Genomic DNA, 14,456 nt, shown 5'->3' on the forward strand with positions numbered 1-14,456 from the left:
GCGGTTACAAACTCCACCAATCGATCACAGATGACCGTGGCAGTTTTGCAACGCATTGCCGGTTTCAGACATAAGTTTGCGGCGCGTCAGGATAGGCATCGAGCACCGGCCCCAGCGCGGCCTTGAGCGGATCGAGCCACGGCTCGAACGGCTGCCAGGCCTGCGTGCCTTCGCGGAAGATCGGCTGGCGCACTTGTTCGGAACTGGGGGTGCGCACGGCGCGCTCGGTCTGGTAGAAGGCCAGGCAAGCCGGCTCGAACGGCAGGCAGCAGGCATCGAGCAGCGCGCGCACCTGCGCCTCGGTGTCATCGACCATGCGTTCATAGATCACGCGATGCACGGTGCCGGGCTGCACCGCATCGACATGGGCCATGAGCCGCACGTAATCGGCGTAATAGCGGCCCATGTCCGCCAGATCGTACGAGAAACCCTGCCCCCGCGCGAAATGCTGCTTGAAGTTGGAAAAGCAGCAACCGAGCGGATGACGGCGCGCATCGATGATCCGCGCGCGCGGCAGGATCAGGCGGATCAACGGCACGTGCACCCAGTTGTTGGGCATCTTGTCGATGAACAGGGGCCGGTCGGTGTGGCGCTGGATGCGCGTGGTGTGCAGATAGCTTTCGCCCATCGCGCGCAGTTCTTCGGGCGCCAAGGTGGCAAGGCCGGCGGGATAATCTGCCACCTTGCGCGCCAATTGCGCGATATCGGGCAGTTCGCTGGTGCCCTCCACCTGGCTGTGGCTGGCCAGGATCTGTTCGACCAGGGTAGAGCCGGCGCGCGGCATGCCCAGGATGAAGATCGGATCGGGCGCATCGCACCCGGCCCCGGCGCGCGCGGCAAACAGGTCTGGCGTGGCCGTGGCGATCATCGCATCGACGGTCGCGGTGGTTTCATCGGCCTTGTAGGGAATGCGGCGGCGGCGCAGCGCATTGCCCGCAGCATAGTGGGCAAAGGCATCGGACGCCTGCTTGCGATCTTCGAACGCCTTGCCCAGCGCGAAATCGAGGTGCCAGCGATCTTCGGCATCGAGCGCGGGATCGGCGAGCGCCTGCTGCATCGCGGCAATATCAGCGTCATCAAACCGCACGGTCTTGAGATTGGCGAGGCTCCACCACGCCTCCCCCAGCCCCGGCATCAGCGCCAGGGCACGGCGATAGGCGGCGATGCCATCGGCCTGGCGGCCAACGGTCTTGAGCATGTGGCCATAGCTCATCCACACACGCGGCTGGTCGGGCGCTTCGGCCAGCACGCGTTCGTAGAGCGCGAGCGCGGCATCGAACGCGCCGATGCGGCCATTGGCGGCGGCAGCGAGATTGGCATGGCCGAGGTTTTCCGGGTCTTCCTGCGTCACTTGCGCAAGTTGGTCCAGCGCCTCTGCCGCGCGGTTGGTGCGGTAGAGCACCAGCGCCAGGTTGGCGCGCGCCGGGGTGAACGCCGGGTCCAGCTCGATCGCGCGGCGCAGCAGATTTTCCGCATCGGCATAGCGGCCGATGCGGCCGGCCAGTTCGGCAAACAGCCGGATCGCGCGCACATCGAAGGGATCATCCTTGAGCAGCGCGCGCAGCAGCGGTTCTGCCCGGGGCAGGTCATTGGCGTTCATCGCTGCGGCGGCAGCGACAAGGCGCGGATCATAGGCGGGGCGCGGGGCCAAGGTCACGGTGCTCATCAGACCGCACAACAAACATGGTGACGCCGCGCGATCAAGCGTTAGTCTCTGTTGCTACCAGACCCCGGAGGATTTTACGGCGTGAACGAGAAAGCAAAACGTGGTCTTGGTTTCTGGATGACGCTGGCCCTGGTGGTGGGCAACCTGATCGGTTCGGGGATTTACCTGCTGCCGGCAACGCTGGCCCCGCTGGGCGCCAACCAGCTGGCTGGATGGATGGTCACGATTGGCGGATCGCTGTGCATGGCCACGGTCTTTGCCCGCCTTTCCGCCCGCCAGCCGCTGCCGGGCGGGCCGTTTGCCTATGTCATGCAGCAATTCGGGCCGGGCGCGGGTTTTGCCGCAGCCTGGGCCTATTGGACGATGCTGTGGGCGGGCAACGGCGCGGTGGCGGTGGCGGTGGTGTCGAACCTCAGCCTGCTGGTGCCGTGGTTGAGCCACACCCCCGGCGCCCCGGCGGCCGTCGCAGTGGGCGCGGTATGGCTGCTGACGGCGGTCAACATTCGCGGGGTGCGCGGCGCGGGCGATGTGCAGGTGATCACCACGGTGCTCAAGCTCGTGCCGCTGGTCGGGCTGATCGGCCTGGCGCTATGGCTGTTCGCCACCGGCACGCCGCATGTGGCGCAGCCGCCCGTGCCGCTATCCCCCACGCTCATTGCCAGTGCGGCAGGCCTCACCTTCTGGGGCTTCCTCGGGCTGGAATCGGCCACCGTGCCATCGGACAAGGTGGAGAACGCCGGCAGCGTGGTGCCGCGCGCCACCTTGTGGGGCGTGGCGCTGGCCGGCGCGGTGTACCTGGGCATCGCACTGGCGTTCCAGGCCTATATGCCACAGGGCGCGGCGGCCGCCTCCCCCTCGCCCGTCGCGGAATTCCTGGGCCGGCGGCTGGGCGGCGATATTTCGGGCGTAGTGGCGATCTTTGCCGCGATCAGCGCGTTCGGCACGCTCAATGGCTTTATCCTGGTCCAGGGCGAAGTTCCCTGGGCCATGGCGCGCGACGGGCTGTTTCCCGCCTGGTTCGGCAAGGAAACCAAGGCCGGGACGCCGATAAACGCGCATCTGGTGTCGTCGGGCCTGCTGACGGTGATCACGCTGCTCAACTATGGCCGCGACATGGGCAACCTGTTCACCTTCATCGCCTCGATCAGCCTGGCGGCGGGCATGCTGACCTATATCGCCACGATGGCCTCGGCGATGCGCCTGCTGCGCGATGAACCCTGGGTGGTAGTGCTGGCCGTGCTGGCCGCAGCATTCAACGTCTGGGCGCTGTGGGGCCTGGGGCTGGAAGCGATTGCCTATGGCCTGGTGCTGGTGGCGCTGGGGCTGCCGGTCTACCTGGCGGTGCGGTGGCGGAAGGGTAAGATGGCGTCAGCCGGGGCTTGATGAGGGGTCCTACTTTTCAATGATTTGCGCGAGACATCTCACCACCCCCAACCCCCTCCTCTGAAGAGGAGGGGGCCTTTTTGTTGCGCGCTTACCGGTGCAGCATTTTCCATAGCAGCGAGCGGTCGCGGATGATTTCGGCCGCAGCATTGTGGCCCGGTGCGCCGGTCACGCCGCCGCCCGGGTGCGTGCCCGATCCGCACATGTAGAGGCCCTTGATCGGGGCGCGATAATCGCCGTGGCCCAGCACCGGGCGCGCGGCCCACAGCTGTTCCAGGCTCATGCGGCCGTGGAAGATATCGCCGCCGATCAGGCCGAACTTGCGCTCCAGATCGAGCGGCGAGTGAATCTGGCGAGCGATCACCGCGTTCTTGAAGTTGGGCGCGTGTTCGGTGATCGTGTTGATCACGTGATCGGCCACGTCCTCGCGCACATCGTCCCAGCTGCGGCCATCGGGCAGTTGCGGGCTGAACTGCTGGCAGAACAGGCTGGCGACATGGGCGCCTTCGGGGGCAAGGGTCTTGTCCACCGTGCTGGGGATCTTGATTTCGACGATCGGCTTTTTCGACCAGCCGTGCACGCGCGCATCGTCATAGGCCTGGTCCATATAGTCCATGCCCGGCGCGATGATGATGCCGGCGGTGTGGTGTTCAGCCTGCTGCTTGCCCGGCAGCACGGTGAAATCGGGCAGTTCCGACAGCGCCACGTTCATGCGGAACGTGCCCGAGCCGGTCTTGTACCCGTCCATGGCGCGGGCAAAATCGGGCGCCAGGTCGCTGCGATCGACCAACTGGCGATAGAGCAGCGCGGGGCCGACGTTGGCGGCCACGATCGGGGCATAAAGCTCATCGCCGCCCGCCAGCTTGACCCCGGCGGCCTTGCCGTTGTTGATCAGAACCTTGTCGACCGGGCTTTCCAGGCTGATTTCCACCCCGGCGAGCGCGCAGGCCTTCGCCATGGCCTGGGTAATCGCGCCCATGCCGCCCACCGCGTGGCCCCAGGCGCCGAGCTTGCCGTTAACCTCGCCAAACACGTGGTGGAGCAGGACATAGGCCGAGCCGGGCGTGGACACGCCGGCAAAGTTGCCGACCACGGCATCGAAACCGAAGGCGGACTTGACGTGATCATCCTCGAACCAGCTGTCGAGGAAATCGCGGGCGGAACGCGTGAAGATATTGAGCAGGTCGCGCTGCGCCACCACGTCCATCTTGGCCAAGGGCCAGCCCTGCTTGGCAGCAGCGGCCAAGGCGTGCAGCCCGCCACCGACATTGGGCGGGCATTTCAGCGAGAGATCGCGCAGCACCTGTGCGACCTTTTCCAGCGCAGCATCGTAATGCGGATAGGCCGCAGCATCCTTTTGGGAAAAGCGCGCGAACTCCGCCTGGGTGCGCTCGGCACCGCCGCCCAGCTTGAGATAGGTATCGGGAAACGGGAAGAAGTTGCTGATCTGGCGTTCGAGCACGCGATAGCCGTGATCGGCCAGCTTCATGTCGGCAATCACCTGCGGGCGCAGCAGGCTGACGGTGTAGCTGGCGGTGGAATTGCGGAAGCCAGGATGAAATTCCTCGGTCACGCAGGCGCCGCCAACAATGTCGCGCCGCTCCAGCACGCGCACTTTCATGCCGGCCTTGGCGAGGTAGAATGCACAGACCAGGCCGTTGTGGCCGCCGCCGATGATCAGGGCGTCGTAGCGGTTGCTCATCGTGTGGGCTCCTTCGTGGGATCAAAAGATACTGTTATTGATGGCATCGTCACCCCGGACTTGATCCGGGGTCCAGCTGGAATGCTGGCACAGCGCCGGAAAAGAAGCGGGACCCCGGATCAAGTCCGGGGTGACGACGAAAAGGTTTAGCGCTTGCTCCACCCTGCGGCGGGCTGATGATGCAGCCGTGCCTCGGGGATCAGGGTGCGAATCTTGCGGGCAAAGCTGCGCAGGCACACTTCGCTGCGGCCGATCGGGCCGGCGCCATAGCGGGCCGATTGCATGCCCTGCTGCACGTTGGTGATCAGCCAGGTATCCTCGGCATTGACCACGCGGTTGATCCGCCAGTTGGCATAGCGCACCAGCTTCATCGTGCGCCGCTGTTCGGGCGGGGTTTCGCTGTCGGGCAAGGCGAAGACCATTTCGCGCAAGGTGCAGGTGGTTGGCGATGTCGGCAGCCACTGCATGAAATCGACCTGATCGGCATAGATGTCGAACGCCATGTTGGGCCACAGCTTGTAATAGAGCCAGCGCCGCTGCGCCACATCGGGCAGATGCGGCACGCGCGGCAGGTGCGTCTGATAGAACCGCTCCCAGAAATGCGGACTGGGCGCATCGACCAGATCGCCCTTCATGCGATCGACCCAGGGCTCTGCCGAAATCTCGTAGGATTTACCGAAGATGCGCGAGAGACCGTCGTGCGCCACGGGAATGTGCAGGTTGTCGGAATAGTTATCGCCGACGTTCTTCCAGTTCACGGCGCGGCTGCGTTCGCGCACATCGCCCATTCGGCGCATGTCGGCCAGGCGATAGGGCGCCACTTCCGCCTCGTAGGGCGCCATCATCTCGGCCACCGAGGGGAAGCCACGATCCTCCAGCCGCACGAAGACAAAGCCGTGCCACATTTCCAGGTCGACTGGCACCAGCCCGTTCTGCGCCAGATCGAGCGCGGGATAATCGCGCTTCATCGGCACGCCAGTCAGCCGCCCATCGGTTTCATAGGTCCAGGCGTGATAGGGGCACACCAGCTTGCGCGCGCAGCCCGCCGCGCCGTCGACCAGGCGCATCGCGCGGTGGCGGCACAGGTTGTGGAACGCGCGGATGGCACCGTCCTCGCCGCGCACGACGATGACGTTCTCGCCGCAATAGGCCAGGCTGCGCCAGGCGCCCGGCTGGTCCAGATCGCTGGCGTGGCACACGATCTGCCATGAGGGGCGGATGATCCGGTCCATCTCCAGCGCGGCAAATTCGGGATCGCGATAGATCCAGCCCGGCAGGCTCCAATCGGCATCGGGATCGGGCGCGGCGCCGTCACCGGCGCATTGCGCCATGGTCAAATGGCGGTGTTCATCAAGGGCAAGATCGGCCATGGGTGACTCCCCGCGTGATTTCTTATTGAACGATCGTACAACAACCATCGGGAAGTGCAAGATGCAAGGTGCCGATCCCCGGCCTGGGCGCGTTCCGCGTGCCGCCACCCCCGCCCGTGCCGCCGCCACAGATCGCGCGCTGCCACGCCGGGCCGAACCCGATGCGCGCCGCCACAGCCTGATCGAGGCGGCGATGCGCGTGCTGGCCCGCGCCGGGGCCAATGGCGCCAGCGTGCGCGCGATTGCACAGGAGGCTGGCGTATCGCCTGGGCTGGTGGGACACTATTTCAGCGGGATCGATGCGCTGATCGCCGAAACCTATACCCATGTGGATGCCATGGTGACGCAGGCACTCAATGCGGCGGTGGCGGCCGCGCCCAGCGATCCACGCGCCCAGCTTGAGGCATTCGTCACCGCCAGCTTTACCGCGCCGATTGCCCAGCCGGCGCTGCTGGCCACGTGGATCGCGTTCTGGAGCCTGGTGACCAGCCAGCCACAGATCGCCCGCCAGCACGACGAGCAATATGCCGGCTATCGCGCCCGGCTAGAGCAGTTGCTGCGCGCCGCCGGGGTGGCCGAGGGTGACTTGCGCCACGCCGCCATTGCGGTGACGGCGTTGGTGGACGGGTTGTGGCTGGAGCTGTGCCTGTCGCCGCAGTGCTTTTCGAGCGAGGAAGCCGGGGCGATTGCGCGGCGGTTTCTGGGCACGGTGTGTGGGCCGGTGAAGGAATAATTTCACACGAAGTCACGAAGATACGCGATCCTTTGTGGCTTTGTGGCTTCGTGTGGGAATTTTTGAATAACAACGGCCGGAATTTACAAATATTCCCGTCACCCCGGACTTGATCCGGGGTCCCGCTTAGTGTCGCGTCCCAAGTCCTCACCAAAGCACGCTAAGTTGCTGAATCAATCTGGCAGTTCGTCTAGTTTGCTGCCGCCGAGGAAGATTGCGGATCAATGCCTGCTGCGTTGCTATTATCGCCACCCTGCGCTTGTCTTTCCAAACTTGCAGGACGCGAGGGGAACTGAATGCCCGATAGGTAGGTTGCCCGCCGTTGAGCAACACACGGCGCATCGCCCGAATTTGTGAAATGTGGCGCTGCGCGAACCAATGCGCCTGCGGGCTGTGGCACTTCATAAGTCGCGCGTAGCTCGCTTGCCGGCTTGACCGGTATTCTTTCCACCTGGGGTCTTGTTCGCGCAACGTCCGGCTCATGTAAATCTTCCTGAGCTACCTCGTTGACAGCTACAGTAGCGCTCTCGCTCCACCACCCCCAACCCCCTCCTCTGAAGAGGAGGGGGCTTTTTGGTCAGATGTTTACTTCGATAGGTCGGTGAACAGGCTGGTGAAGTAGACGATGCCCGGCGCGACGTTGGACAGGGGCACGCGTTCATTCAGGCCGTGGGCGAATTCTTCGCTGTCCTTGATCAGCACGGGGCTGGCGCCATAGGCATCGATACCGTTGACGCGATACCACATCGAGTCCGAGGCGCCCGAGGCCTGGGCCGGGATCACGGCGATGCCGGGATAAGCGAGGTGAATGGCCTTGTTCGCCGCATTGACGAAATCGGGGCGCATCGGGCTGGCCGGTGACGGGGTGGAGCCTTCGGTCACGTCGCTGAACTTGACCACCGGCATGTTAGCCACCTTGGCCAGTTCGGCCATGATGTCTTCGCGCTTGTGGCCGGGGAAGATGCGGCAGTTGATGTTGGCCGTGGCGCGCTGCGGCAGCGCGTTCAAGGCGTGGCCGCCGTTGACCATGGTGGGCACGCAGGTGGTTTCGATGCGGCCAATGAATTCGGGCAAGGACCGCAGCGTGGCGATGGCATCGGCATCGGTGGGGTCGGCCGCGAACGAACGCATCGCGCCGGCAACCTTGGGATCAGGCGTGATCTTGGCGGCGCTTTCGAAGAACGCCTTGGTCAGCGGGCTCTGTTCCGGGGTGAAGTGATAGGCGCCGATATTGACCAGCGCCTGGCTGAGCTGGACAATCGCATTGTCCTTGCGCGGGGCCGAGCTGTGGCCGCCGGGGTTGGTCACTTCCAGCTGGAAATCGGCATAGTTCTTTTCCGCGCCGTCCCAGGTCCAGGCCAGCGGCTTCCCGGTATCTTCGGCCAGCATGCCGCCACCACCATCGACGTTGATGACCAGGCCCGCCTGCCCCTTGAGCCGTTCGGCAATCAGGCGGCTGGTCTTCATCGTGGTTTCTTCATCGCCCGAAAAGGCGATCACGATCGTGCGCTTGGGCTTGTAGCCCTTGTGGCGCATCTCGATAAGCGTGGAGACCGCAAGCGCGGCGTTGAACTTCATGTCGAGCGCGCCGCGCCCGAACAGATAGCCGTTTTCAACCACCGGCACGAAAGGATCGCGCTGCCAATCGGCGCGCTTGGCCTCGACCACGTCCATGTGGCCCGACAGCACCAGCGGCTTGAGGCTGGGATCGCTGCCTTTCCAGGTGGCGATGAGATAGGCGGTATCGTCAACCGGGACGATATCGATGTCGGACGGCGCCCAGCCGGCCTTGACCAGCGCATCGCGATAGAGTGCCGCCACCTTGGGCGTTTCATTGCCCGGCCCCTGGACCGAGCGCATGGCGATGCTTTGCTTGGACAGCTCGAGAGTCTGGGCTTCGGCCTCGGCATGGGAATTGCCGGCGGCCAGCGCGGGCGTGCTGGCAAGCGCCACGGCGGCAACGCTCAGAATGGCAGGCGAAACCAGGTGCAACGTCAGTTTCATGTGGGGGGCACTCCTTCTGGGCGCGGAACCTGATACCGATCGGTTTCGCACACAACCTTTTTTGCGATGCCAGATGTGCAAAACCCCGGCGCCCATGGGGCACCGGGGCTTGCGCCTGCCGCAGCAGAGTGTGGATCAGTCCTTGACCTTGGACGTATCGAACGTGCCGAGACCTGGCTTGAAGCTCTTTTCATCGAGGAACTGGCGCGTGGCTTCCTTGCGGGCGGCCACGCCACCATAGCTGTGCAGCGCTTCCTGGGCGCGGATCAGATAGTCTTCGGCATTTTCATAGGTCATGTCGATCATGCGACGCACGGCCCACTTGGTGGCGCGCAGGGCATGGCCGTCCTTCTTGAGCAGCGCCTCGGCAATCTCGGTCACGCGGGCCTTGAGCTGGGCGTGGGGCACGGATTCGGTCACCAGCCCTTGCGCCGCCGCCTGCGGACCGGTGAGGTTTTCACCCATCATGGCGTGATAGATCGCCTTGCGCAGCGGCATGAGATCAGCCGCCACCTTGGACGCGCCGCCGCCCGGCAGGATGCCCCAGTTGATTTCCGACAGGCCGAACTGCGCATCGTCGGAAGCGACGGCGATATCGCACGCATAGAGCGGGCCATAGCCGCCGCCAAAGCACCAGCCGTTGACCATGGCGATCGTGGGCTTTTCATACCAGCGCAGGCGGTTCCACCAGCGATAGGCTTCGCGCTGCGACTTGCGGATCGCCCACAGGCCCTGCGCTTCGGTTTCGCGGAAGTATTCCTTGAGATCCATGCCGGCCGACCAGGCATCGCCCTCGCCCGACAGCACCAGCACGCCCACGTCGTCGCGGAATTCGAGTTCCTCGATCACCTTGAGCATCTGGCGGTTGAGCTTGGGGCTCATGCAGTTGCGCTTTTCCGGGCGATTGAAACGCACCCAGGCGATGCGGTTCTCGATCGTGACGGCAACGGTATCCTCTTCCGCGCGAACGGCCTGTTCGTCTGCCATGCTCTTGTCCTTTCTGGTTATGTTTCGGAAATATGGGAAATTTGAATTTCTCACTTCGTCACCCCGGACTTGATCCGGGGTCCCGCTTTGCTGGTCGCAAGGAAAGAAGCGGGATCCCGGGTCAAGCCCGGGATGACGAGGGGATAGAACGGTTAAATCGGGAAGTGGCCGGGCTGGGTTTCCATGGTGATCCAGCGCAGTTCGGTGAAGCTGTCGATGCCGGCCTTGCCGCCAAAGCGGCCGTAGCCCGAGGCGCCGACGCCGCCGAAGGGCATCTGCGCTTCATCGTGCACGGTGGGGCCGTTGACGTGGCAGATGCCCGAATGGATCTGGCGTGCCACGCGCAGGCCGCGCGCGGTATCGCGGGTGAATACCGCGGCCGAGAGGCCATATTCGCTGTCGTTGGCCAGTTCGATGGCGTGCGCTTCATCGCGGGCATGGATAACGCCGACCACCGGGCCGAAGCTTTCATCGCGGAACAGCTTCATGTCCTGCGTCACGCCATCGACGACATGGGCGGGCATCAGCACGTTGTGCGTGGTGTCGCCACCGGCCAGCAGCGTGGCGCCATGATCGAGCGCATCCTGCACCAGGCTTTGGCAGTGGGCCACGGTCTTGGCATCGACCACCGCGCCGAGCGGGGTCTTGCCCTCGCGCGGGTCACCCACGGCCAGGGTTTCGACCTTGGCCTTGAAGCGCTGGGCAAATTCGGCGGCGACGGCCTCGACCACGATGATCCGCTCGGTGCTCATGCAGATCTGGCCCTGGTTCATGAAGGCGCCGAACGCGGCGGCCTTGACCGCTTCATCCAGATCAGCATCTTCCAGCACGATCAGGGGCGCCTTGCCGCCCAGTTCGAGCAGGCAGGGCTTGAGATGGCCGGCCGCGCGCGTGGCGATGATCTTGCCCACGGCGGTGGAGCCGGTGAAGTTGATACGCTTGACCTGCGGCGCATCGATCAGCGCGCCAACCACGGCGCCGGCATCGGCCGGGGCATTGGTGACGACCTGCACCACGCCTTCGGGGAAGCCGGCCTCGGCAAAGGCCTCGATAATCAGGGCGTGGGTGCGCGGGCACTGTTCCGATGCCTTGAGGATCACGGCGTTGCCACAGGCAAGCGGCACGGCGATGGCGCGCACGCCCAGGATGATCGGCGCGTTCCACGGGGCGATGCCCAGGATCGTGCCGACCGGTTCGCGCAGCGCCATGGCCAGGCAGCCGGGCTTGTCGGACGGGATCACTTCGCCAGCGATCTGCGTGGTAAGGGCCGCCGCTTCGCGGACCATGCTGGCCGCCAGGCCCAGGTTGAACAGCGCCCAGCCCTTGGTCGCGCCGATTTCGCCCATCATCGCCTCGACAAAGGCATCGGCGCGCGCTTCGAGCGCGCTGGCCGCCTTCATCAGCACGGCGCGGCGGGCGTTGGGGCCCAGTGCAGCCCACGCGGGAAAGGCAGCGGCCGCCTTCGCCGTGATCGCGGGAATGTCGGCCGCCTGCATGGCCTGCGCCGAGGAGGCCACCGTACCATCAAGGGGATTGCGCCGTTCGAACTGCATCGTGAGTCTCCCAATTATGTTATGGTTTATAGCAATCATCCCGAGAGCCTGCAACACGGGACTGTCATCCGTGGCCAAGGCGTGCCCGAAAGGGTAAGCCCGCACCCTGTCATTTCGCCTAGGCGAACGGGCTTAGCAGTTTGCATATTGCGCATCGCCACCAACCGGTTGCAGATGTTTCAATCAGGTTTTTTCGTTTATTTCCATAATTTTGACCCCTATCCATTGTTCCATGGGAGAAACAGCGTTTCCTGCAAGCGCATTAACAATTGCATTCAATGCAACTGTATACCAAATTTTCGCACTTGCGCTTTTGCGCTGCGGCAGACAAAAGGGACGGGCCTTTCAGGCATCCTCTCCCAAACTATCCAAGGGCCGCCCATCTGGTGCGGCCTTTTTTTTGGCCTGCTGATGGCAGCGTATTGTTCCTAGGATCAATGGCGCGCGGCCGGGCAAGCGACCATCGTGGCGAGGCCGAGCCGGGGGGCATGTGGCAGCAAAGCCGCATGGTTCAGGCCCAAGCCGAAAAAGATAACGAACGCGGATGACGGCGCCATGCGGCCCGATCATAAGGGCGACCGGCCCTGGACCGTCACGAGAGGATAAAGCCAAGTGCACGTGAGAGTTGCAAAATCCCGTTCCGTTCTGTTGGCGTCGCTTGCGCCTGCCGCGCTGGTTTCGGCCGCACTCGGGCAGGCCCTGCCGAGTGCAGCCTGGGCCGCCGAGGCACCTGATGCGGGTGATGGCGGCGCGACGATCGTGGTGACGGGTGAAGGCCTGGCGCAGAGCCCGGCGGCTCCGGCTTATGATACCCAGACCATCTCCGCCGCGCAGCTTCAGGCTACGGCATCGGGGCGAATCGATGATGCGCTGCTCTCGGCCGCCGGCGTGCAACAGTTTCGCCGGTCAGACAGCCGCGCGTCCAACCCTTCGGCGCAGGGCATCACGCTGCGCGCGCTGGGTGGCAATGCCACCAGCCGCACGCTGGTGCTGCTCGATGGCGTACCGATGGCCGATCCGTTCTTCGGCTATATCCCGATGACCGCGATCGATCCCGAACGGCTCGCGAGCGTGCGCGTGCAGCGCGGCGGCGGATCGGGCGCATTCGGCGCCGGCGCGGTGGCCGGCACCGTGGACATGACCAGCGCTGGGGCGCAGAGCCTGGGCCTGCTCAATGCGCAGGGCATGGTCGATGATCGGGGTGAGACCTCGCTTTCGGCAGCGCTTGCCCCCACGCTCGGCCAGGGCTTTGCCGTCGTCACCGGCCGGTGGGACCGGGGCCAGGGGTTCTGGACCACGCCGGAAAGCCAGCGCGTGCCGGCCAGCGTGCGGGCGCGCTATGACAGTTGGTCAACCGGCGTGCGCGCCGTGGCGCCCTTGACGCCGGACGTCGAATTGCAGGCCCGCGTCGCTGCATTCGAGGACAACCGCACGCTGCGCTTTGCCGGCGCCGACAATGGTATCAGCGGGCAGGACGCCAGCCTGCGCCTGGTTGGCCGTGGGGCGTGGCAGTTCGATGCGCTGGCCTATGTCCAGACGCGCGATTTCCACGCCGTGACGGTCAGCTCCACCAGCTTCAAGAAGACGCTGGACCAATATGCCACGCCATCCACTGGCCTGGGCGGCAAGCTCGAACTGCGGCCGCCGGTCGGTGGTGGCCACGTGCTCAAGCTCGGCACCGACTGGCGCCGGGCCGAAGGCGAGACCAAGGAAAATGCGCTGTCGGCGGCAACCGGCCTGGTCACGGCACGGCGCCGTGCCGGCGGGCACACCGACGACGTCGGCTTTTTCATCGAGGACGACTGGACGCTGGGGCCGCTGGTGCTGACCGCCGGCGGGCGCGCCGATCGCTGGGCGATCACCCAGGGCCATTATGAGGAGCGCAACGCCGCCGGCACGGTGACCACCACATCGGCCACCGATCCGGCCGTTGCCGCGCGCAGCGGCTGGCAGGGCAGCTGGCGCGCTGGCGCGGTGCTCAATGCCGCATCATGGGCGGCGCTGCGCGGCGCGGCCTATACCGGGCTGCGCCTGCCCACGCTCAACGAGCTGTATCGTTCGTTCACGCTGGCCGCCCCCAATGGCAATGGCGGCGTGTCGCTGACCACCACCCAGCGCAATCCCACGTTGAAGAACGAGCGCCTGCTGGGCTTTGAAGTAGGCATCGACCTGACCCCGGCCAAGGGCGTGATGCTGTCGGTCACCGCGTTCGACAACAAGGTGAAGGATGCGATCGCCAACGTGACGCTGTCGTCCACCGGCAATACCACGGTGCGCCAGCGCCAGAACGTGGCGGCCGTGCATGCGCGCGGGGTGGAACTGGGCGCCGAGGTGACTGCAGGCACGGTGTCATTCAACGGCAGCCTGGCCTGGACCGACGCCAAGGTTGAGGCGCCGGGCACCGCGCTCGATGGCATGCGCCCGGCGCAGACGCCGCGCATTGCCGCCAGCGGCACGCTCGCCTGGCACCCCGCCCCGCGCTGGACCGGGGCGCTGACCCTGCGCCATGTTGGCCTGGCCTATGAAGACGATCTGCAAACCGCGCCGCTGCGCGCGGCCACCACGCTCGATGCCTTTGCCCAGGTCCCGCTGACCAGCTGGGCCAGCCTGGTGCTGCGCGGCGAAAACCTGTTCGATACCACGATCGTCACGCGCAATTCGGGCGGCACGATCGATATCGGCACGCCGCGCACGCTGTGGGCCGGCCTGCGAATTGGGATGCGGTAAGCGCGCCGGGCCAGCGCTTTCACGAAAGGCCCTTCGACAGGCTCGGGGCGAACGGGGTTCTGGACTATCAGACCGTTCAGGCTGAGCCTGTCGCAGCCCGGCTGCTGCACATCCAGCCTGCAATCGTATTCTATCCTGCGACGGGCAGACACATGCAGGATTTGCGCCTAGCGTTCCAGCCGTGGGCAGACGCGCAAGGGCAGCGCGCACGGCCTTGGGGGATGGGCTTTTGCACCGGGCGATCATACGCAAGACCAGGGCCGCAGGCGGCCATGACGAAGGCCTGTGGGCCGGCGCGATTTCCACCAATCTGGTGACGGGCAAAACTCTG

9 protein-coding genes are annotated in these 14,456 nt (G+C 65.2%); 3 read left to right on the top strand and 6 right to left on the bottom strand.

The genetic code is table 11. The features are described from left to right. Positions 1-64 precede the first annotated feature (64 nt). Complete coding sequence (locus ABIC78_RS10540; RefSeq protein ID WP_354489537.1) at positions 65-1,666, bottom strand: tetratricopeptide repeat-containing sulfotransferase family protein; 1,602 nt, start codon at positions 1,664-1,666, stop codon at positions 65-67. 81 nt (positions 1,667-1,747) lie between these two features. Here ABIC78_RS10540 and ABIC78_RS10545 point away from each other — a divergent pair, with 81 nt between their 5' ends. Continuing rightward, positions 1,748-3,049, top strand: a complete 1,302-nt coding sequence (locus ABIC78_RS10545; protein WP_354489539.1) for an APC family permease — start codon at positions 1,748-1,750, stop codon at positions 3,047-3,049. Between the two features lie 91 nt (positions 3,050-3,140). Here ABIC78_RS10545 and ABIC78_RS10550 read toward each other — a convergent pair whose 3' ends face one another. Further along, positions 3,141-4,751: a phytoene desaturase family protein gene (locus ABIC78_RS10550; RefSeq protein WP_354489541.1), complete on the bottom strand. Its 1,611-nt coding sequence runs from the start codon at positions 4,749-4,751 to the stop codon at positions 3,141-3,143. Positions 4,752-4,897: 146 nt separating this feature from the next. Beyond that, complete coding sequence (locus ABIC78_RS10555) at positions 4,898-6,082, bottom strand: aromatic ring-hydroxylating oxygenase subunit alpha (protein WP_502915675.1); 1,185 nt, start codon at positions 6,080-6,082, stop codon at positions 4,898-4,900. A 100-nt stretch (positions 6,083-6,182) separates the two neighbouring features. On the opposite strand from ABIC78_RS10555, the gene betI reads away from it, so the two are divergent. Next, on the top strand, positions 6,183-6,854 hold the full coding sequence (betI, locus tag ABIC78_RS10560) for a transcriptional regulator BetI (RefSeq protein ID WP_169041253.1): 672 nt from the start codon (positions 6,183-6,185) through the stop codon (positions 6,852-6,854). 585 nt (positions 6,855-7,439) lie between these two features. Here betI and ABIC78_RS10565 read toward each other — a convergent pair. The 3 genes from ABIC78_RS10565 to ABIC78_RS10575 form a co-directional block, all read right to left on the bottom strand. Continuing rightward, the gene (locus tag ABIC78_RS10565) at positions 7,440-8,858 is read right to left on the bottom strand and encodes a M20/M25/M40 family metallo-hydrolase (protein WP_354489545.1); all 1,419 of its coding nucleotides are present in this window, start codon (positions 8,856-8,858) and stop codon (positions 7,440-7,442) included. Positions 8,859-8,993: 135 nt separating this feature from the next. Further along, positions 8,994-9,845 carry a p-hydroxycinnamoyl CoA hydratase/lyase gene (locus ABIC78_RS10570; protein WP_022677381.1) on the bottom strand — a complete coding sequence of 284 codons (852 nt, stop codon included), beginning with the start codon at positions 9,843-9,845 and terminating at the stop codon, positions 8,994-8,996. Positions 9,846-9,997: 152 nt separating this feature from the next. Continuing rightward, positions 9,998-11,398, bottom strand: a complete 1,401-nt coding sequence (locus tag ABIC78_RS10575; RefSeq protein ID WP_354489547.1) for an aldehyde dehydrogenase — start codon at positions 11,396-11,398, stop codon at positions 9,998-10,000. A 648-nt stretch (positions 11,399-12,046) separates the two neighbouring features. On the opposite strand from ABIC78_RS10575, the gene ABIC78_RS10580 reads away from it, so the two are divergent. Further along, positions 12,047-14,125: a TonB-dependent receptor plug domain-containing protein gene (locus ABIC78_RS10580; RefSeq protein WP_354489549.1), complete on the top strand. Its 2,079-nt coding sequence runs from the start codon at positions 12,047-12,049 to the stop codon at positions 14,123-14,125. Positions 14,126-14,456 lie beyond the last annotated feature (331 nt).

This window comes from Novosphingobium sp. 1529 (genome assembly GCF_040544855.1).
Classification (GTDB): Bacteria; Pseudomonadota; Alphaproteobacteria; order Sphingomonadales; family Sphingomonadaceae; genus Novosphingobium; species Novosphingobium capsulatum.